Source organism: Pseudoalteromonas aliena, assembly GCF_038155085.1.
GTDB classification, from domain to species: domain Bacteria; phylum Pseudomonadota; class Gammaproteobacteria; order Enterobacterales; family Alteromonadaceae; genus Pseudoalteromonas; species Pseudoalteromonas aliena_A.
On sequence record NZ_JBAKAU010000008.1, the window covers coordinates 25,020 to 45,727 of the forward strand.

General features: G+C 38.0%; 22 protein-coding genes. 7 read left to right on the forward strand and 15 right to left on the reverse strand.

What is annotated here, in order from left to right; all coding sequences use genetic code 11:
* Positions 1-9 precede the first annotated feature (9 nt).
* Genes ccmI through ccmA form a run of 9 tightly spaced genes read right to left on the reverse strand, consistent with a single transcriptional unit; the run spans position 10 to position 6,986 of the window.
* A complete protein-coding gene (gene ccmI, locus V6260_RS09545) occupies positions 10-1,260 on the reverse strand; it encodes a c-type cytochrome biogenesis protein CcmI (protein ID WP_341593853.1) in 1,251 nt (416 codons plus the stop codon).
* Entirely contained in the window at positions 1,261-1,722 is a 462-nt protein-coding gene (locus tag V6260_RS09550; RefSeq protein WP_341593854.1) for a cytochrome c-type biogenesis protein, read from the reverse strand.
* On the reverse strand, positions 1,722-2,291 hold the full coding sequence (locus tag V6260_RS09555) for a redoxin family protein (RefSeq protein WP_341593855.1): 570 nt from the start codon (positions 2,289-2,291) through the stop codon (positions 1,722-1,724). Before V6260_RS09555 ends, V6260_RS09550 begins: the two co-directional genes overlap by 1 nt.
* Complete coding sequence (locus V6260_RS09560) at positions 2,288-4,258, reverse strand: heme lyase CcmF/NrfE family subunit (RefSeq protein WP_341593856.1); 1,971 nt, start codon at positions 4,256-4,258, stop codon at positions 2,288-2,290. Before V6260_RS09560 ends, V6260_RS09555 begins: the two co-directional genes overlap by 4 nt.
* 2 nt (positions 4,259-4,260) lie before the next feature.
* On the reverse strand, positions 4,261-4,740 hold the full coding sequence (gene ccmE / locus V6260_RS09565) for a cytochrome c maturation protein CcmE (protein ID WP_149591775.1): 480 nt from the start codon (positions 4,738-4,740) through the stop codon (positions 4,261-4,263).
* The gene (gene ccmD / locus V6260_RS09570) at positions 4,737-4,940 is read right to left on the reverse strand and encodes a heme exporter protein CcmD (protein WP_002959284.1); all 204 of its coding nucleotides are present in this window, start codon (positions 4,938-4,940) and stop codon (positions 4,737-4,739) included. Before ccmD ends, ccmE begins: the two co-directional genes overlap by 4 nt.
* A gap of 2 nt (positions 4,941-4,942) precedes the next feature.
* Positions 4,943-5,680, reverse strand: a complete 738-nt coding sequence (locus V6260_RS09575) for a heme ABC transporter permease (RefSeq protein WP_002959285.1) — start codon at positions 5,678-5,680, stop codon at positions 4,943-4,945.
* On the reverse strand, positions 5,680-6,366 hold the full coding sequence (gene ccmB / locus V6260_RS09580) for a heme exporter protein CcmB (protein WP_002959286.1): 687 nt from the start codon (positions 6,364-6,366) through the stop codon (positions 5,680-5,682). Before ccmB ends, V6260_RS09575 begins: the two co-directional genes overlap by 1 nt.
* Positions 6,366-6,986: a cytochrome c biogenesis heme-transporting ATPase CcmA gene (gene ccmA / locus V6260_RS09585; RefSeq protein ID WP_341593857.1), complete on the reverse strand. Its 621-nt coding sequence runs from the start codon at positions 6,984-6,986 to the stop codon at positions 6,366-6,368. Before ccmA ends, ccmB begins: the two co-directional genes overlap by 1 nt.
* Before the next feature lie 103 nt (positions 6,987-7,089).
* Between ccmA and V6260_RS09590 the strand changes: the two genes are divergently transcribed.
* Positions 7,090-9,543, forward strand: coding sequence for a flagellar hook-length control protein FliK (locus V6260_RS09590; protein ID WP_341593858.1), 2,454 nt, complete (start codon positions 7,090-7,092; stop codon positions 9,541-9,543).
* Positions 9,544-9,545: 2 nt separating this feature from the next.
* Positions 9,546-9,854, forward strand: a complete 309-nt coding sequence (locus V6260_RS09595) for an EscU/YscU/HrcU family type III secretion system export apparatus switch protein (protein WP_138488715.1) — start codon at positions 9,546-9,548, stop codon at positions 9,852-9,854.
* A gap of 172 nt (positions 9,855-10,026) precedes the next feature.
* Here V6260_RS09595 and V6260_RS09600 read toward each other — a convergent pair whose 3' ends face one another.
* Both V6260_RS09600 and fadR read right to left on the reverse strand, forming a co-directional pair.
* On the reverse strand, positions 10,027-10,632 hold the full coding sequence (locus V6260_RS09600) for a peroxiredoxin C (protein ID WP_341593859.1): 606 nt from the start codon (positions 10,630-10,632) through the stop codon (positions 10,027-10,029).
* Between the two features lie 234 nt (positions 10,633-10,866).
* Positions 10,867-11,580: a fatty acid metabolism transcriptional regulator FadR gene (gene fadR / locus V6260_RS09605; RefSeq protein WP_341593860.1), complete on the reverse strand. Its 714-nt coding sequence runs from the start codon at positions 11,578-11,580 to the stop codon at positions 10,867-10,869.
* Between the two features lie 1,027 nt (positions 11,581-12,607).
* Between fadR and dsbB the strand changes: the two genes are divergently transcribed.
* Together dsbB and V6260_RS09615 are read left to right on the forward strand one after the other, a co-directional pair.
* Positions 12,608-13,126 (forward strand): disulfide bond formation protein DsbB, encoded by a 519-nt coding sequence (gene dsbB / locus V6260_RS09610; protein WP_341593861.1) that lies wholly within the window; start codon positions 12,608-12,610, stop codon positions 13,124-13,126.
* A gap of 1 nt (position 13,127) precedes the next feature.
* On the forward strand, positions 13,128-13,430 hold the full coding sequence (locus V6260_RS09615) for a DUF6170 family protein (protein ID WP_341593862.1): 303 nt from the start codon (positions 13,128-13,130) through the stop codon (positions 13,428-13,430).
* A gap of 24 nt (positions 13,431-13,454) precedes the next feature.
* Here V6260_RS09615 and V6260_RS09620 read toward each other — a convergent pair whose 3' ends face one another.
* A complete protein-coding gene (locus V6260_RS09620; protein WP_341593863.1) occupies positions 13,455-13,751 on the reverse strand; it encodes a helix-hairpin-helix domain-containing protein in 297 nt (98 codons plus the stop codon).
* 301 nt (positions 13,752-14,052) lie between these two features.
* Here V6260_RS09620 and V6260_RS09625 point away from each other — a divergent pair, with 301 nt between their 5' ends.
* Positions 14,053-14,364, forward strand: a complete 312-nt coding sequence (locus tag V6260_RS09625; RefSeq protein WP_341593864.1) for a YebG family protein — start codon at positions 14,053-14,055, stop codon at positions 14,362-14,364.
* A 115-nt stretch (positions 14,365-14,479) separates the two neighbouring features.
* On the opposite strand, the gene V6260_RS09630 is transcribed toward V6260_RS09625, so the two are convergent.
* Positions 14,480-16,702, reverse strand: a complete 2,223-nt coding sequence (locus tag V6260_RS09630) for a TonB-dependent receptor (protein ID WP_341593865.1) — start codon at positions 16,700-16,702, stop codon at positions 14,480-14,482.
* 557 nt (positions 16,703-17,259) lie between these two features.
* On the opposite strand from V6260_RS09630, the gene V6260_RS09635 reads away from it, so the two are divergent.
* A complete protein-coding gene (locus V6260_RS09635; RefSeq protein WP_341593866.1) occupies positions 17,260-18,390 on the forward strand; it encodes a porin in 1,131 nt (376 codons plus the stop codon).
* A 12-nt stretch (positions 18,391-18,402) separates the two neighbouring features.
* Positions 18,403-18,810, forward strand: a complete 408-nt coding sequence (locus tag V6260_RS09640) for a phosphate ABC transporter substrate-binding protein (RefSeq protein ID WP_341593986.1) — start codon at positions 18,403-18,405, stop codon at positions 18,808-18,810.
* 597 nt (positions 18,811-19,407) lie between these two features.
* Here V6260_RS09640 and V6260_RS19670 read toward each other — a convergent pair.
* Together V6260_RS19670 and V6260_RS09645 are read right to left on the reverse strand one after the other, a co-directional pair.
* Positions 19,408-19,536, reverse strand: a complete 129-nt coding sequence (locus V6260_RS19670; protein ID WP_425355706.1) for a winged helix-turn-helix domain-containing protein — start codon at positions 19,534-19,536, stop codon at positions 19,408-19,410.
* A gap of 744 nt (positions 19,537-20,280) precedes the next feature.
* Positions 20,281-20,703 carry a phosphate ABC transporter substrate-binding protein gene (locus tag V6260_RS09645; protein ID WP_341593867.1) on the reverse strand — a complete coding sequence of 141 codons (423 nt, stop codon included), beginning with the start codon at positions 20,701-20,703 and terminating at the stop codon, positions 20,281-20,283.
* Positions 20,704-20,708 lie beyond the last annotated feature (5 nt).

Sequence of the window (20,708 nt, forward strand, 5' to 3'; positions counted from 1 at the left end):
CTAACGTCCTTAAGGTATTAATGTATCAATTTGAAGTTGGTAGTCACTTACACTTTCACGCTTTAACGACTGTGAGTGACCTTCTAACTCACCAGAGTTTGGCATAACCGATTCATCAATAGAAATACGCGCTGAAATAATAATATTTTCAGCACTCGATAAGTTAAGCCCTGCAACCATTGCACTACTATCACTCAACTCAACTGTAATTGGAAATGAATATTTAGCGAGCTTAACAGCAGCTAGCGGCATTGGCGAACCACTTGCTGCTTTTGCAAATATAAACAAAATACCGTCCTTTGGTTGTTTATCAATAAGCTCTTTTGCAATATCTACGGTAACCGCAATCTTGCTACTGTTAGTAGCAGGTATAACAGATCCTTCACTTTGCATTTTCTGCTCAATATCAGAAATACGTTCTGAGATCATGTTATAACGTGAATCATTTTTTTCCATGCTCGCCAATAAAACTTCAAATGCAGTTTTAGCTTGCGGCCAATCTTTACGCTCATAAGCTATCAGCGCGAGTAACGAAATAGCATCTAAATTGGTAGGCTCAACGTTTAGTACTTTTGAAAGCATACCTGCCGCACGAGTCATATTAGCTTCGCTGCCTTCTAGTAATAAAACTTGGCTATAACTAATAAGTACCTGCATATTATCAGGATTCATACGTAGTGCTTTATCAAATGACTGCTGTGCCATGTCAAATTCATTAAGCGACATAGCAACTCGTCCAAGTAGCATCCAAGCAACTTCATCATCACCTGAGCGGCTAAGCTTTGTACGAAGCGCCAATGCAAAAGCCTGCAGCTCATTTTGGCTAAGCGGCTCACCTTTTTGCATTACAGCACGCTCGCCGTAATCAGCTAAATTATCCATTGCATCATTCCAAGCCGAAATTTGCTGCTGACTACCCGTTAAACCATAAAAAACACCTGCTAGAGCAAGAACAAATGCGCCACCAGTTAAAGCAAAAATACGGTTATTACCTTTGCTGTTAAGTGACTTCTCTGGTGATAACTCGTTCAATAAACGACGTTTTAATTCAATAATTGATTCTGCATGATTTACGGTATCAATACGCTGATTATCTAAATCGGTTTGTAAATCAACTAAACGCTGCTCATAAATGCTAATTAGCTCCGCATTGGCGTTATGAGTAATTGTTTGAACACGCTCTTTTTTTAAAAAAGGCAACATCACAAACCCAAGAGCAACCAAAGTGAGTAAAGCAAAACACGCCCACATTAAAATCATTTAACTTTGCCCCTGACGTTTATTTTCATCAATTAGCTTAGCTAACAGCATTTCGTCATCGCTGCTCCATGTTTGTTTTACTGATGCTTTTCGTTGGCGAATAACAATAAAACCAAAGCCAGCAATTACAATCAATACAGGTAGCACCCACAGCACTAAAGTCGCTGGCGTAACAGGTGGGTCATAATGAACAAAGTAACCAAAGCGGTCAATCATATAATCAATCACTTCGTCTTTGTTTTTACCTTCTTTAACCAATACGAGCACTTTGTCGCGCAAGTCTTTAGCAACAACAGCGTCAGAGTCAGCAATGTTTTGATTTTGACACTTAGGGCAACGTAGCTCTTTGGTTAACTCTTCAAACAATATTGCTTGTTTGTTGTTATCAAATTGATAGCGATCTTGCTGTGCAAACGCACCCGTGCTTACAAAAAGACTAAGCGTAAGTAGTAACCACTTCATTATTTAAGCTCCTGCATAATTGGCGCAAATTTAGCTCGCCATACTCGCGGGTTTATATCACCGGTGTGGTGTAACAAAATAGTGCCGTTTTTATCGACTAAAAATGTTTCTGGCGCACCCGATACACCTAAATCCAACGACAAAGTACGGTGTAGATCTAAAATATTAAATTGGTAAGGGTCACCCGCACGTTGCAACATATCACTCACTTCTGTGCGAAGTGATTGCATATCAAACGGGCCATCAAAATCAGCATCGTAACCTTGTACGTAATAAAGTCCAATAATTTTAACGCCTTGCTCACGTAACTTAGTTAAATAAGCAAGCTCAACTAAACATGTTGGGCACCAAGTCCCCCACACATTTAATAAGTAAACATCGCCTTTTAACGACTCGTTAGTCCACTGCTTATTGTCTTGCATTAAATCAGGCAAATTAAACGCTGGCATTTCTTGACCTAACCGCCCTGTTTGAATTTCACGAGGGTTGGCAAAAAGCCCTTGGTATAAAAACATACAGACAAAAGCAAACACTAAAAGCGGCGCAATAGCTAAAATTTTACGGTTCATAAAACACTCTCCGGTACATCTTTACGAGCTGTTTTAGCTGATGTACGGTAACGCTTATCAAACAAAATCATGAAGCCTGCAAATGACATAAGCACACCACCAATCCATATCCAGCGTACAAATGGTTTATGATAAATACGAAGTGACCATGCGTCTCCACTTAGTTGCTCACCTAATGCTAAATATAAATCACGTTTAAAGCCGGCATCTATTGCCGCCTCAGTCATAAACTGCATTCCAATGTCATATTTACGTTTTTCGGCGTGTAAACGTGTTACTAGTTCATTATTTTTAAGCACCGATACAACGCCCGCATGACCGCTGTAGTTTGGTCCACGAATAGCTTTTACACCATCAAAGCGATATTCATACTCATTAAGCTGTGCTGTTTCACCCGGTTTCATAGATACATCACGCTCTACTGAATAAGCCGAGGTAAGTGTTACGCCCGCAATAATAAATGCAATACCAATATGCCCAAGTACCATAGCCCAGTAACTTACAGTAAAACGTTTTAAGCCTTCTTTTAGGCTCCCGTGTACAGCTGCTTTGGTGTAAATATCAATCCCTGTTGATATTGCAATCCAAACCGCAAGTGTTGTCGCTAATAACGTAAGTGGTTTTACTAAATCGTAACTTGAGAACAACCAAGCACAGGTAATCACAACACTTGCTAATACACCCATTAATATTTTGTTTTGCAAAAAAGCCCACTTGTTTTGCTTCCAACGTAAAAGTGGTCCGATACCCATCAAAATAGCAAACGGTACTAAAATTATTGCAAACATCTTATTAAAAAACGGTTCGCCAATAGAAATGCTACCTAAGCCCATTTCTTTATGAACCATTGGCAACAGTGTACCTAACATAACAATTAATGTAGCAACGACTAAAAATATATTATTGAGCCATAACGCCACTTCGCGCGATACCAGCTTGTATCGCCCTTCACTGTGAACTTGCGATACACGCATTGCATATAACGCCAAGCCACCACCGACAACGATGCCTAAAAAGGCGAGTATAAATAAGCCTCTATCAGGGTCTGTAGCAAACGCATGTACCGATACAATAATACCCGAGCGTACAATAAACGTACCTAACAAGCTTAACGAAAAGCCTGCAATTGCTAATAATACAGTCCATGATTTAAATATACCGCGCTTTTCTGTCACACTTAATGAATGCAGTAATGCGGTTGCAACAAGCCAAGGCATAAGCGCTGCGTTTTCTACTGGATCCCAGAACCACCAGCCGCCCCAGCCTAGTTCTGAATACGCCCACCAGCTACCAATGGTAAGACCTAAACCTAAGAAACCCCATGCAGTCATCGTCCACGGACGTGACCATTTAGCCCATGTGTTATCAAGTTTACCGGTTAACAATGCAGCTATAGCAAAAGAGAAAGCAACCGACAACCCCACATAGCCCATGTACAATAATGGTGGATGAATAATCATACCTGGATCTTGAAGCAGCGGATTCAAATCACGCCCTTCTACCGGAAAATAAGGAAGTAGGCGCTCAAACGGGCTTGAAAGCAGTAAGGTGTACATCATAAAACCGACACCTAAAAAGCCAAGCACACCTAGTACGCGAGCACGCAAAACCCAAGGTAATGATTTAGAACGCGCTGCAACAGCAGCAGTCCAACCCGCTTGCATGACTAACCATAATAAAATAGCTCCTTCATGCCCTCCCCATGTAGAGGTGATTTTGTAATACCAAGGCAGTGTACTACTTGAATGATACGCCACGTACGACACGGTAAAGTCGTCTGTTAAACTTGCATAAATAAGTGCAGCAAAAGAGATTAATACAAAAGCAAACTGCCCTATTGCTAAAGATGGAGCCGCACGCATTAATCGAAGATTACCGGTATGCGCGCCCCAAAGAGGAAAAATACACAGTAAAACGCTTAGCACCATGGCAAGCGTTAAAGAAAAATAACCAATTTCTGGGATCATAGCTAATTACCACTATCTAAGTTGTACTTTGGTTTTTCGTGCTTAATACCTTTAACTGCCTCTGCAACTTCTGCTGGCATGTACTCTTCATCATGCTTTGCAAGCACTTCAAATGCTTCAATAACATTAGGTTCGACTAATACACCCTGCGCTACAATGCCTTGCCCCTCACGAAACAAATCTGGCAATATACCTTGATAACGCACAGTCACTAATGGACCAGTGTCTATTAGCTTGAAGTTTACTTGCAAGCTTTGTTCATTACGCTCAACCGTACCTGGTACAACCATTCCACCAATACGTAGCTTTTGCCCAATGAAGGGTTTTTCTTTATTAGGGCCTTTGCCATCAATTAATTCGCTTGGCGTATAAAAAAGATTAATATTTTCTTGAAGTGCATAAAGCACTAAGCCAATAGACCCACCAATACCAAACAGTACGGCAATGATTACCAATAGGCGCTTCTTACGTCTTGGATTCATGAGATTTGTTCCTGCTTAGCTTTTTTAATTCGCGCTTCACGTATTATTTGTTGCTCCACTGAAGCCATAATACGCTTGGTGTCTCTCAAAGAGTTCACTAAAATACCGAGTAAAATAAGTGCGCATGTACCAAAAGAAAGCCAGACATAAAATCCATAACCTCCCATTGCAATAAAATCAGAAAAAGAGTCAAACTGCATAATTACCCCTTATTTAACAACGAGCGCACCCACGGTCGGTGCTTTTCTCGTTGCAAAATTTCATTTTTAAGACGAATTAAAGTCACTGTTCCAACAAAAGCAGCAAAGGCTAAAATATTAACCATAAGAGGCCAAAACATACTTGGATCTATCGCTTTTGTATCCAACTTTGTAATGCTTGCACCTTGGTGTAACGTATTCCACCACTCAACAGAGTAATGAATAATAGGTAAATTAATTACGCCAACAATTGCTAAAATAGAAGCCGCACGCCCTGCTGACTTCTTATCTTCAAATGCATGGTAAAGCGAAAGTACGCCAAGATATAAAAATAATAAAATAAGCTCAGACGTTAAACGTGCATCCCATACCCACCAAGCACCCCACATAGGCTTACCCCATGCAGCGCCCGTAATAAGGGCAATAGCTGTTATACATGCACCAACAGGCGCAATAGCTATAACGGCAAGTTCGGCATTTCGTAGCTGCCATACAAGTGCAACAATAGCGGCAATCGCCATTGAAGAGTAAGCGCCCATAGATAAAATGGCAGAAGGAACATGAATAAAAATGATACGGTAGCTGTCTTTTTGTTGATAGTCGGCAGGTGCAAAACCAAGCCCCCATACCCATCCTACAATCATACTAACTACGGTAACTACGGCAAAATATGGCAGTAACGTATTGCATAACTGGTATGCACGCTCTGCTTTAGCATAGGGATGTAACCACTTCCACATTAACTTACACTCACTTTTAAAGCTGACGATATGGCGATTGGTGCGCTAATAATAGCAATAAGTAACATTGCACCAAGGATGGCAAGCTGCCCACTATAATCCAGTGACATTGTACTGGTATCGATAGCCGACGTTGCAAAAATCAAAACAGGAATATATAAAGGCAGTACGAGTAAACTCATCAAAATACCTCCTTTTTGTAGCCCCACAGTAAGCCCAGCACCTATTGCGCCTATAAAGCTCAATAATGGTGTGCCTAATAATAGTGTTAAAACGGTTGCTGTTAACGCCGTACTCTCTAGGTTTAACAACAATGCAAATAGCGGAGTCATTAATACAAGCGGCAAACCTGTTACCACCCAGTGAGCAGCCACTTTAGCAAGTACGGTTAGCGATAACGGATAGGAGGATGCAATTAATTGCTCCAACGAGCCATCGTTAAAATCATCCCTAAACAACTTATCTAAACCCAACATGGTAGAGAGTAATGCGGCAACCCAAATAATACCTGGCGCCATTCTCGCAAGTAGACCGGGCTCAGGCCCTATTGCTAACGGAAATAGTGAAATTACAATTAAGAAGAATAAAATAGGATTTACAATTTCGGCGCGCTGGCGAAACGCAAGTTTCACATCTTTGGTAAATACCGCACTAAATAGCAACCAATAAGAGTGTTGACGAGTCATTAGTGGCGATACTCCAGTGTAACCGTTTGTAAGTTACTAAAGTGGGTCGTTAAGTCTTGGTGGGTCGTTAATAAAATGGCACCACCGCTTTGTAAGTGTTCAGTAAATCGCTGCTGTAAAAAGGCGACACCGCTTTTATCAAGCGCGGTAAATGGCTCATCAAGTACCCATAATTTAGCATCACTTAACCAAAGTCTAACTAAAGCCACGCGCCGTTGTTGTCCAGCAGATAGCATTCTAACGGGTACATCTTCAAGTCCAACAAGGCCAAGTTGCGCTAAAATAGGATATAAATCAGGCTCATTTATGTAGCCATTAATTTGTAACCAGTGGCGAACATTTTCAACTGCACTAAGCTGAGTACTTACACCTGTTTTATGCCCTATAAAAAGCAGCTCTGTGGCATACTCTTCATAGTACTTAGATATAGGTTGCTCTTGGAACAGAACAGACCCTTCATCAGGCACAGAAAAGCCAGCAATAATACGCAATAGCGATGTTTTACCAGCCCCATTAGGACCCGCTAATTGCATGATTTGACCGCTATTAAGGCTAAAATTAAGATCCGCAAACAAACAACGATCTTGCTTGATGCAGGTGACGGACTTAATGTGTAACAAGATGACGATTCTCTCTGCCAAAAATTAGGCGTTAGTCTACCATAATGATAGGGTAATACGAATATTGCTTTATAATCGATTAACAAAAACTTGATTTAAAATAATGAATACACCAACGCAAATAACATTATCTAACTCATTGGTTATCAATCAACCTGCTCACAGCCAAACCAATGAGTTACCACAGTTACCTAGTGAGGTACTTGCGGCTAAAAACATCCAATTTTCGAAAGACTCGATTACGCTTGATGTATTTATTGATAAGCATTGGCAAACATTAAGGCTTGGCACTACAAGCGCACCTCAAAATTTACAAAAAATAGCCAGTGCTAACATACAACTTAGTCCCGATGGCAAACAGCTCAACATATCGCCAAACAGTACAAACCTTACTTTAAGTCAACCGGTACAATTACAGCGTTTGTTAAATTACGTAAGCACGGGCACAGAGGTGCAAAGCCAACCAATGGATGTACACGTTACAGCGTCCCCCTCTCCCAAGTTAGTTATTGATAAGCTCAACGCAAGTATTGCCATAAATAAAGAAGTAGCCCAGTTACTTATAACTGAACAGCCTTTAAAAATAGTTGTTAGTACGACTAATAAAGGCGCACAGATTAATGTTGTTAACCGCTTTGCTGATACGGTTCACTCGCAACCACTTAGCCAAACTAAACTTACTAATTTACTCGTGGCCTTATTGCCTAGTGCGCAGCTTCAAGCAACACCTAAACTGGCTATTTTAACTCACCCTCAAAAGTCAGGTGCGTTTACAACACCCATTACTAATCAACAACTTGCTGAACTACCTAACACACCTATTAAAGTAAATTTAGTGAACCAAGCAGATAAATTATTTATTAAAACCGATACAAACGATATAAAAATAACGCTTAACAACTCATTCTCCAAACCATTTAACGAGTTACTTTTAGCGCAAAAAAGCAATGCACCCGCAGTGCCATCGTTTGTTTCTAATGTAACAGTAAATCCATTATTGACCCTAAATAGCCCAATAAAATCGTGGCTACAAAACAGTTTTAGTGATTTAAAAACGCGAATTAATGATGCGGTTAAATATTTTGAAAATAAGCCTTTTACGGCAATGAGTAAATCTGAGCAAACGCAGCTATCAACCTTACCTACGCAACAAAAAACGCCTTTAGCTATACAGCTGAGTGAATCACCACTAAATAGAGTTAACATTACTCAAAGTGTAAGTACTGCGTTAAATAACAATACGAGCAATATTTTGCCAGAGCACTTTTCAAGGCTCCCGCCTATTGTACAATTAGCGCAACTGGTAAAAGGAAGTGTTAGTGTTTGGCAAACACCTGCAAACACACCAACAACCTACACGCCAATAACAAATAACATTACTCAAAATGAAGTGCCGAGCGCTAAGCCAAGTAATTTAAACGCGAGTCAATTGAGTGTTCTGAATATTAGTACTAACAGTAAAGTTGATACGTTAATTAAGCCTACAAGTGAAATTGTTGCTAAAGGGCAAACAACTTTTTCAGTGCAACCAGTAATAAATGGCAACAATCAAAACAGTGTAAACCCAGCCTCTATTAAAAACATGCTCCCATTAGCAGAGCCGTTATCTAATTCGCTCTCTCGTAGTCAAATGCTACAACCAATAGAAGCAAGACTATTAAGTACATTATTAAAGCTTCCTGATACCCTAACCCCTACAGATAGGCTGGCTTACAATAAACCGCTTTTAAGTAGTCAAATTACTGATATTACAAATAAGGCAACAAAAGACACCCCTGATTTAACTCACTTAATTAATCAAGCATTTAACCGTATGGTTTCAAGTAATAACATAAACCCTGCAACCATACAGCGTGAAATACTTGCTACTTTACAGCCCACTCTAATAGCGGGTGATATGCTGCAAAGTAGTTTCACTAAAGGGCTTGAACAGGTGGCTGTGAGTATTTTAGCTGCGCCTCTCATTAGCCAATCAGTAACGCCTATTAGTTTTAATAATCAAACTGGCTTAGATGCTCTCTTACAGGTACTTATACCTACTTTTAAAACAGGTAACACAGGATCAAAAATGCTTGAACAGCTTCAGCAAGCTCAAGTACAAGCCTTGGCCAGTGAAATCGTACAGGTTAAAAATACACTTAACCAAGTAAGTGTCTCAACACCAAATCAACAACCAGACACAAACCCGCTTGCACAATTTTTATTACCGATGAGATTACCTCCAGAAGCAGCCCAAACAGAAATAACCCTTGGACAGTATAAAAAGCCAAACGCCGGTAAATTAGAAGATAAAAATGTATGGTTTGTCAGATTAAACTTTGATTATGCCCAACTTGGACAGCTACAAATTACTGCAGAGTTAATGGATAAAGCACTCGATTGCCAGCTATTAGCCTCGAGCCAAGAAGTAAGTGCAATTGCTCACCCTCACTTGGATAATTTAAGATCTAAACTAGCTAAACATGGCTTACAAGTTGGCGAGCTTAATTTAAAGCGAGGCGATGCCAACAATCAGGCATTCTATAAGTCTCACGCAATTATTAATATTAAGGTTTAGCTATGAGTGAAACACCGATTAATAAATCAGCCATTGGGCTTTTGTACGAAGCTGGCAACACACCCACTGTAAGTGTTAAAGGGTTTGGTGAATTAGCTGATGAAATAATAGCAGCGGCTAAACTAAAAGGAATTATGATCCACGAAGATGCAGCACTTGCTAAAACGTTGTCGCATTTAGAGTTAGGGGAAGAAATTCCTAAAGAGCTTTATTATGTTATTGCAGAGCTGATTGCGTTTTCGTATGTATTAAGAGGTCAATTTCCTCCAGGTTGGCAAGATTTCCAAGGAAAGTTAAATATAAAGGCATAAAGCTTTTCATTTTCAAATTGAAGCTTTAAAGCTGGAAGGCATCTATTTTAATTGATTTTTTAAAAGGCAAACATATCAAATATACTCGTAATAAAAACCACCTACATAAAGTAGGTGGTCTGAGGTAATTTAAAATAGAATATTTTCACTCTATTTCAAATTAAGAGCTAAATTATAGCTCACCTTCATTTTCAGATAAGAACTTAGCAACACCTTCAGGGCTTGCGTCCATACCTTTTTTACCTTCAGTCCAACCAGCAGGACATACTTCACCGTGCTCAGTGTGGAATGCTAAAGCGTCAACCATACGGATCATTTCATCGATGTTACGGCCAAGTGGTAAATCGTTCACTACTTGGTGACGTACGTTACCTTCTTCATCAATTAAGAAAGAACCACGAAATGCAACACCCGCTTCTGGATGCTCAACGTCGTATGCTTTACAGATTTCGTGTTTAACGTCTGCAACTAGTGCGTATTGAACTTTACCAATACCGCCGTCAGCTACAGGCGTGTTACGCCATGCGTTATGTGAGAATTGTGAATCGATAGAAACACCAATTACTTCTACGCCACGCTTTTTGAATTCTTCGAAACGCTTATCAAATGCAATAAGTTCAGAAGGGCATACAAACGTGAAATCTAGTGGGTAAAAGAAGATTACTGCTTTTTTACCTTTAATGGTTTCGTGAAGGTTGTAGCTATCTACAATTTCACCGTTACCTAGAACAGCTGCAGCGGTAAAGTCTGGTGCCTGGCGGCCTACTAATACACCCATTTTATTCTCCAAATATTTTGAGTTTATTTTAGATTACTTACGTAATACTGGTAGTTATATGGGCGCTAAAAATAAAAACAATAGCGCAAACATATAATTATCCGACATTTTAAAGTCATTACTTAAAAAAGAACAATCGTATTTAGCGATTCGAGCAATCGAAAATACCGAACACTTGCCATCTAATTTGTTACCTATATAAAAAACCTGTAAATACAGGTTTCTCGTATAAATTTAATCCATTATATCTGAGGGCATATCACCACGGATTTGTTGCCAAATTTCACCCGTTTGATGGCCATATTTACGCATCATCGAGATAGCACCATCATGTTCTTTATTTTCTGCCAAAATTGTTAAGTCTTTATAAAATTGGCGGGCGAGTTCACGAGTACCAGCATCTGAAAAATAATGGCAACCTATTTTAGAATAAAAGCCTCTAAAACCATTAAGAATTAATACATAAATACGATTATTACCGGCAACAGCTAATTCGTGATGAACTTTATAATCGTAATCAGCGAATGCCTGGGCTGTATCCTCTAGCTCATGACTTTGCGATAGAATCTCAATGACTCGTTCTGGATTTAACTTAATTGCTGCTCGTGTATAAATAGCACTGATATTAGTACGCGCAGATAAAAGCTGATCGGTCAGCTCTGGCATTTTATCTTCATCAAGACGTGCTAATGTTTCAAGAATGTTTAAGCCAGACGTTTCCCAAAAGTTATTTACTTTTGTTGGTTTTCCATGCTGTATTGTTAGCCAACCATCACGTGCTAAGCGTTGTAACACTTCCCGCAAGGTCGTTCTTGTAACACCAATTAACTCTGAAAGTTCTCGCTCGGCAGGTAGAATTGAACCTGGAGGGAAATCGCCATTCCAAATAGACTCAACTATATATTCTTCAGCAAATCCTGCTGGGCTTTTCGCTTTAAAAATTCTCATTCAATTCCCACTCGAATTAATCAACACTCATCGTTCCACACGAATAACTGACTGATTGTACCAGACGAAGCTCAACTAACAAGTAAAGTAAGATATATTAGCTACACCAGTACGATAAAAAGGTACATCTATGCAACAGAGTGTTGCTCGTTACAACCGAGTGATTTACTCGTAATTCAAGATTAATTAATAAGAATGATATCTGCAGTACAAGTTTAACGTGAAATACCTTAAATGTAAGATGTGACTTTACTACTTACCTTTATGGTTGCAAGCTGACATAATTTAATAGATTCGACTACCCCAGCTAAGAGATAATCAACTTAACTGGAGATCGATAATGACAAAACGTAAAAGTATTCCGCGCTACTTACGTAACTTTCTACCGGTACAGCGCTTTGGAAAGTACGTACAATCATAGGTGGTATCAAAGTATTAATAATCGCAGGCTAGCTGCTAATTTGTTCCGTACGTTGCCTATAACTCTTACTCTATTTATTAAAAACCTGTAACTACACTTGTTTTAGAAAACTAAAATCTTTGCTTGCGGTGCTAAATTAGCAGAAACTATCCAAGCTGTTTGACTGAGTCTTGGCATGGTTCTGCATTTAGCGTCAGTTAGGTAAAGCATTTGTAGAAGCCTTTCATTTATAAGGTTACGTTGTGTACTTTTCTCTATCGTAGCCTTTATCATTGATTAAAATTTATTTGCACCAGTGATAGCTTGGGTATTAGCTTTCGAGAGGCGCTACAACTGGTTATGTTCTTTGTTCTAGTATCTATTTGTTGGAACTGTTCACATTAATGAATGTTGCAACGTCAAATGGACAAACCGTTTTTTATTTTTACTTACCTCGACATTAGCATCTACTCTGCGATAATCATGCGGGTGGCTTTACTCAAGGATGGAAGTAAAAAGTCACTAATATGACCCGTCCTAAAAAGCTATTTCAGTAGCTTTTCTTTTTGTTGCTCCTCGGTTTATCCTACGTCATAATCGAGTATCTTACCTAAACGCGGAATTTCTATGAACTGGCTCGCTCATTTATCAACTCAACGTACTCCATGGCTTTTATTCACATTAATTATATTTTTACTAGAGGTAACAGCATTATTCTTTCAGTATCAAATGGGATTGGCTCCGTGCATCATGTGTATTTATCAGCGCACTGCTGTCCTTGGTATACTTAGCGCTGGTTTAATTGGCTCAATTAACCCCCAAAGTAAAATTGTTAGAGGAAGCGCATATTTAATCTGGGGTGTATCAAGCATCTGGGGGTTTTTTATTGCTCGCGAACACATCAACATGCAAACAACCACAGATCCGTTTGCATTTAGCTGTGAATTCGAACCTAACTTTCCTCCATTTATGCCATTGCATGAGTGGATACCAAGCTTTTTTCAAGCAACAGGGGATTGCGGCAATATAGACTGGCAGTTTATAGGGCTAAGTATGCCAGCATGGATGGAAATTATTTTCGCATTATTCTCAGTTACTTTATTTCTTTTAGTTATTAGTCGCTTAATTTATAAAAAGTCAATTTAATATGTTCACACCTTTTTCTAGTCAAATAAATGAGCTAAAACAGTTTAAAATACGTCAACGCCAAGAAATAATTGCTTTATCACTAGATATGCTTTCACCTAGTGAGCGGGTATTACTACGTATCATGAAACTAATATTACTGAGCCCACTATTTTTAATATTTACTGTATTTCAAAGTTGGCTCCTAATTCCATTTTTAATATTAGGTGGTCTTTGTTATCCTTTGCTTACAACGCCTATTGAAATTTATTTTGCTAAAAAGAATTTGAGCAGTGCATTAAAAGCGTTTAACCAGAGCAGGTAGTGCTCTGGTTATAAATCATTATATTCAAAGCGAGATCTTTCCTTCCAGTTTTGTTAGCAATTTTTTACCAATTCCTTTAACTTGTGATAAATCTTTAATGTCTTTAAATTCACCATTTTTTTCTCGATAATCTACTATTGCCTGTGCTTTCATCTTGCCTATACCTGGCAGTTTAGCAAGCGTCTGAGCATTAGCATTATTTATACTAATGGTCTCTACATGTGGCATTTGTTTAGCTACTTCGGATAACTGAGCATTTGCAGTTGCTATAGGAAGTAAAAGAAGTAAGCCTACGATGAAGATATTTTTAATCAGTTTCATTGATCAATCCTTATTGTTTCTTTTTTAAATTTTGCTCAGGAAAGTCAATAAATAAAGAACAATAAGTCCATCACCTAAAGAAAACCTAAACGCATTATCACCATGATCCGAAATCCTGAAAATGCAGCTGGTACAGCAAGTGATTACTTAACTAAAGTAAAGTTATAGTTTTTTGTCAAACTTAAGGATATAAAAATTAGTACACTTGGCTTACAAAATTAACCTCAGGCTATTGCTGTATAAAAAAACAGTGGTATAGTTGTTATAAACCATAATACTACGCAAGCTTGCAGGAGAAATCATGGCTGTTGTTGTTAAATATGTTGTAGAACGAAACGGAGTTGAGCGCATGACGTTTACTACCAAAAAAGAAGCTGATGCCTATGACAAGATGCTTGATATAGCAGAATCACTTGAACTGATGTTAGAGAAAGTAGATGTGCCGTTAAGTGAGCAGCAAGTCGAATCCCTAGCCCTTGAAATTGCAAAAAGTAAAGATGACTTTATGGCTGTGCTTAAAGGTAGTAGAGAGCCAATAACAGCTAAGTCTCCTGCTAAGAATAAAAAAGCGAATAATAATATAGCTTCAATTAAAGAGAGTGTTGATAAATAAGTACGTTAATGGCTTTTATAATTTACTAACTTGTCATGAATAAATACTTTCATTTAGACTTTAATAAGTATTAAATTAAGGGAGCAAAAAACAGCTCCCTTATTATTTTAGCTAATTAAAGTTCAAAATCTTTTTTGAATTTCAAACCAAATTCACTTCGATCATTACTACGCATTACGCCAACAAAACCTGATTGTTGTAGGCGACCAACATCGTAAACTTCGTTTAGAACGTTTTCACCATATAATGTAACTTCCATATCGCCATATGGGTTAGTGTACGAAATATTAAAACCAACTAGTTCACGAGAATCAATAGTCTCACTTTGGTTGTAAACTGATTGACCTTGCATTTCACTGCGATACGAATAATTAGCATTAAAGGCAAGTGTTGCGCCACTCTCTAAATCCATAAAGTAAGAAGGTGCAACCATGACAGTCCAGCGTGGTGTAAGTGCTGGTGAATCGCCTTTACCTACGCCTTGTACGCCCTCAGCCACTTCTGTTATTTCAGAATCTAAATAACCAACTGCACTACGAATAGTAAAGTCATCAGTAATAGCAACGGTTGTTTCAAGCTCAATACCTTGTGCTTTAGACTGACCAGCGTTTTCTACAATTGTTACGAAACCGCCACCGGCTGTTGGGTCTGAAAACGGTAATGCTAAATCAGTGTAATCAGTCACAAATACCGCAAGCATCATAGATACATTTTCGTGTACTTGGCCTTTTAGACCCATTTCATAGTTAATCGCTTTAGTTTCGTCAAATGATACAAACTGGTCTGGTCCACCAAATGGGCGCGGTGGAAAACCACCTGTTTGGTAGCCTTTTTGAATCTGGCCATACACATTCATATTTTTGCTAAGCTGATAAGATGCATTTATATCCCACGTGACTGCATCAAAATCTGCACTTACATACTTACGAGTAGGAAATGATGGGAATATAGCATTTGCATCTTTTTCATCTTTTGAATAACGAAGACCACCACCAATGGTTAAATCGTCAGTTACATCGTAGCTTGCATTAAAATAGGCTGCGTAAGAATTAGTTTCTTGGTTAATTTCAAAATCGCCGTAACCACCAAATGATTCTGTTACCCCATCATTTAATAAGCCATTGGGTGTATTAAATGGGCTGAATACAAATGGGCCTGAACGTGTAAAGCCATCTTCATTAAAAAAGTAAAGACCTGATACAAAGTCCATATTATCAAATGTCGCATTTAGCTGAACTTCAAAAGAGTACTGATCAGCTCCGCCCTCCTCTGGAAACTCAGACAAGTTTAAAGGTGATGCATCGTCATCTAAGCCACCTTCATACTCAGATGTACGGTAGCTTGAGATAAACTTAGTTGTGTAAGTATCGTTAATTGCCCAATCAACCGAGAACGATGTGCCCCAACCTGAGTAAGAAGTTGATTCAATACCTGCAACGGTTGTACCTAAATCATCTGGGTCTGATGGAATTAAATCTTGAGTCAATAATGGGAAGTCTCCATTAAATACATCGCTTGCATCTAGCGGGTAAGTTAATTCAATTGTGTAAGGTGATTGACCCGATTCGTTATCAACTCCATCTAAAGAAAAAGTGAATGCTAAATCGCTATTCGCTTGCCATTTAAGGGCTACTCGACCACTAAATTCTTCTTCCTCACCAATTTCTTTCTCTGGATTAGCTAAATTAACAGCTTCACCTACACCATCTCGTGTTTTGTATGATGCACTCGCCGACATGCTTAGTTCATCGTTTAGTGAGTTATTAAAATAAACATCACCAGCAATGCGTCCACGACTTCCCAGCTTAGCTGTAGTGGTTACAATACCTTCATCACCAGGTTGCTTTGTGATTACATTTACAGCGCCACCTAATGTATTACGACCATATAAAGTACCTTGTGGACCACGAAGCACTTCAACACGCTCAACATTAGGCAATGATAAGTTAGAACCCATTTGACGACCTAAATAAACACCATCTAGGTATACGCCAACACCCGGATCGGTAGTTATTATGTGATCTTGCAGACCAATACCACGAATAAATACAGACGCGTGTGCTGCATTACCAACACCGTATCGGGTGATGTTTAAATTTGGAACATATTTGCCAATATCTTCAAGATTACTCATATTGGCTTTATCAATTAGGTTCGCCCCAATTGATGTGATAGCGGTTGGAGATTCAAATAAGCTCTCTGTACGCTTACGAGCTGTGACTTCTATTTTTTCAAAAGCGTCTTGTTTTGCTGTTGTTTTAGCTTCATCAGCATTTACTGAGGTAGATAGTGCAGCGAAAATTGCTAGGCTTAGCTGTGAGAGTGTGCGTAGTTTCAAAATATTCTCCAAAGGATATCGTGTGATTTGTTATGCATCTATATTTAGAAAATATAAATTTTGGGCATAAAAAAAGATGCGTGATAGCACCTTTCCTTTGGAAGGACATTATATGATAATATTGTGAATAAACACACGCTTTTTTTAAAAAATTGAAAAACATTCGAATCTTAGTGGGATTATTGAGTTTCTCAAAATAAAGTGTATTGATGTAATTTATAGAAAACAATCACATCTTGTAATTAAAGCTAGAAAACCAATTAATGGTTCTCATAACCTTTTACCATCATAAACATTCTTTAATTGAATTACACAAAAATAAAACAGACGTTAAACACCTCTGGCTCTATGAGAAAGTCTTACTAATTAAATATAAGAATCACCTTAATATAAATCATATAATTCAATTTACAATATCCTACTCTCCTCATGCATAAAACCTACAAGGCTGTCAACAAATATATTTTTACTAACTTGCTAAGTTTATTAGATAAAAACCAAATTCACTTCTATAATCCTTCTGAAATTAACACCCAGATAACAAATAGGAAATTCATATGAATAAGCTATCTATAGCAATAGCTGTATGTGCAGCACTTGCATCAAGTTATGCAAGTGCTGAAGTGCGTATCAACGGCTTTGCATCAATTGTAGGCGGTAAAAGTCTAGACAGCGATCAAGCTCTATACGGATACGACGATGACATCTCGTTTAAAAATGAAAGTAAGTTCGCTTTACAATTATCAGCCGATCTTCAAGAAAAGTTAACCGCAACGGCGCAAATAATTGCACGTGGCGAAGACGATTTTGACGCTACATTCGAATGGGCATACGTAACTTATGAATACAGTGATGAGCTGCAACTCAGCGCCGGTAAAATGCGCGTTCCATTTTATAAATATTCAGACTTTTTAGATGTAGGTTATGCTTATCGCTGGGTGCGCCCACCTAAATCAGTATACGGGATCCCATTTTCAACTTATGAAGGTCTTAGTGTTGTTTATAATAATCAAATTGGAGACTGGGATTCTACTCTACAAGGATTTTATGGCAGTTTTGACGGTGATATAGATGTATTTGGCAATGATCTACCTGCTGAATTAAATAATTTGGGCGGTTTAAACTGGAACTTATCATATGACTGGTTTAGTGCGCGCGCAGCATACATTGTTGCAGATACAAGCATCTACTCTGATGATAGTGATCTACTAGGACTTATTGATGTACTCAATAGCAGTGGCCTAAGCGACACAGCTAATGACTTACTTACAGAAGAAGATAGCACAACATTTATTGGTGTTGGTTTCTCAATTGACTATGAAAATATATTGCTTGATGCCGAATATACGCAGTTTGAAGTTGAAGATAGTCTTTTAGCTGAACAAACACAATTCTATGTTTCTCTAGGTTACCGCCTTGACGATGTAATTGTACATTTTACCTTTGAAGAAAATGATGATGAACATAAATCATCACGCTTTGATACTATCGAAAGCATTCCACCTTTAAATAGTGCTGTAAACTTTGCATTAGAGGGCATACGTGCACAAAGCAATGTATATACAATCGGTGCTCGGTATGACTTTCATCCGTCTGCTGCATTCAAAATCGATTTTAGCCGCTTTGAAGACGATATAACTGACACTGACACTGATGTTGTAGCTGTTGGTATTGATTTAGTATTTTAATTGGAGATCATGATGAAAAAATTCATTTTAATTAGTGCACTTTCATTGTGCTCATTCAATACACTTGCAGGTATAGCTGTTATTATTAACCCCGGCAATACCAGTGAAGTAGATGCAGACACAATTAAAAAGATTTACCTAGGTAAAAATAAGTCATTTAGTAATGGCGACAAGGTAAACCCTGTGAATCAAGACGGTACTTCAATTGCTGACGAGTTCAATGATAAGGTAGTGGGAAAATCTAGCAGTCAATTAAATGCCTACTGGTCAAAATTGGTATTTACAGGCAAAGGAACTCCACCTGAAAAGCTGGGATCAGATCAAGCAGTTCTTGATTTTGTCGCGACTAATAGTGATGCTATTGGCTATATTGATAGTACAAAAACCAACGATAAAGTAAAAGTAATTGCTACTTTTTAATCAATGAAAATAGGTATAAAACTATACCTATTTTAAACTGAGCTGTTAAAAGGATTTAGTAGCTCATCTCATTTATTCTGTTTTGAACATGCCTATATGGAAACACTTAAGTCCAGGTATCTTCCTTAAAAGCTGTAAAAATCATTCTTCATTTTACTATTCTTACTTTTGGTTTAGTGTATTACGACTCATACCAATTCGCATATGGGTTAGCCAAATTCATACTTGCTCAATGGATTTAGTTCCGCTATAACTTTATTAAGGTAATATTATTGAATGAGATGGCAGTATTGTACATATGCCAACCAGCCCCACTTATAATAACAACTACATACCAGGCTGGGTGGGTTGTGAAATCTGATTTATGTACTGTTTCATTGCTTCTTTCATCTTCAAGGGAGCTAGTCAATGCCTATGCTTGCCGATTGCTGAACATACTTCTTCAAATAAGTATCCATACTCAAACTGTTGCTACTTTAAAACACGTAGCCTGCTTCTCGTTTTTTCCCAAATCGCGCTTCATCCTGAAGCCAGACATCTATGCAACCTAATAACAGATGCTCTAGAGTGCGAAGATCGTTTCCGGTAAACACTTTTTTAAAACCTCTTGGTTTTTTGTGGTTGTTTTGGGTGTTTAGAGTAACTGGTTATCCAGCTAAACTCTAAGTGCTTCAGTACTTTATATACATAACGAACATGATAATGAACGCTAAACTCTGCTCCTATAAATTACATGATAGCTTCCCTGTTAGGCTAACTCCACGTGAAAATGCTACTTTTTATTATGAACTCAGCCAGTTGTCGCATTGTGCTTAATTGAGTCTAGATGGACGCCCCTGGACTGGTTTACTCTCTAATCCTATTTCTAAATAACTAGATATCCGTCTATTAACGCTAATGCATGCAATGTTTGACCGTTTAGCAATGTCGCTTCTTCTATCTCTTATATAAAATAATAAAACCGCAAATAATCGCATTCGTTTGCGGATATTATTTCTTTTCTGAAAAGTCTTAATAACTGTTTTGATAGTTATAAGTTCTCGATTCGTTGGAATGTTATTTTATATAATATGAGTTAGATTAGATGTTTAAGCGAATTGGTATTAAACGCCACTTACCTCCACAAATAATAGAAGTCAATCCTCTCACTTTCGATAGTCCGTTAAGTAATTTATTATGGAAAAATAAAATAATGACTTAATTATACCAGTGGGTAATTTAAACCTTAGATTAAACTTATAATCTGATCTCAGATATTATAAATATTTAAAACAATTATAGAAAAGTTTTTTAGCTAAGGAAGGCTCACTAATTAACCTTATGCTCAGTGTATTAGTTATTGCTTAGGCTAGGATCTGAGGTGGTTAAACAGATTTGAATTAAAAGACTTGGGGAAAGTCTACTCACTATAAGAAAAAACTCTCGCAATCAGTATGGCGAGAGTTCTACTATATTGTATTAATTAGAGTACTAGAAAGTAGCTATTACTCTAACTGTATCTGTAACATCAGCGGTTTCTAAGTAACCGATAGCTTTAGGATTAGAACTAACCGCTTTTAAAACTTCACTAACATCTTTAGCTTGTAAAGGAGGAGTTCTTCGTCCAGTAAAGATAAGTTTTGACCATACCGCATCTACTTGAGACGTGTTTCTTTGTAAAACAGTGTCATCAAATATAGTTCTGGCTCCTTTTCCTGCTTCGAACAATACTGGCACAGCTTCAGTTCCATCACTAAACTGTCCTAGTTTACCCATGAAAATGTTTTTTACTTGACCCTCAGAAAGTTCGCTAGTATTACTTTTATTTACAACGACTGACAATGCTGCAGCGCTTGTATTTGTTACAATAAACGACAAGATTAATAAAAAGAAAATTGATTTAAAGATTCTCATGGCCT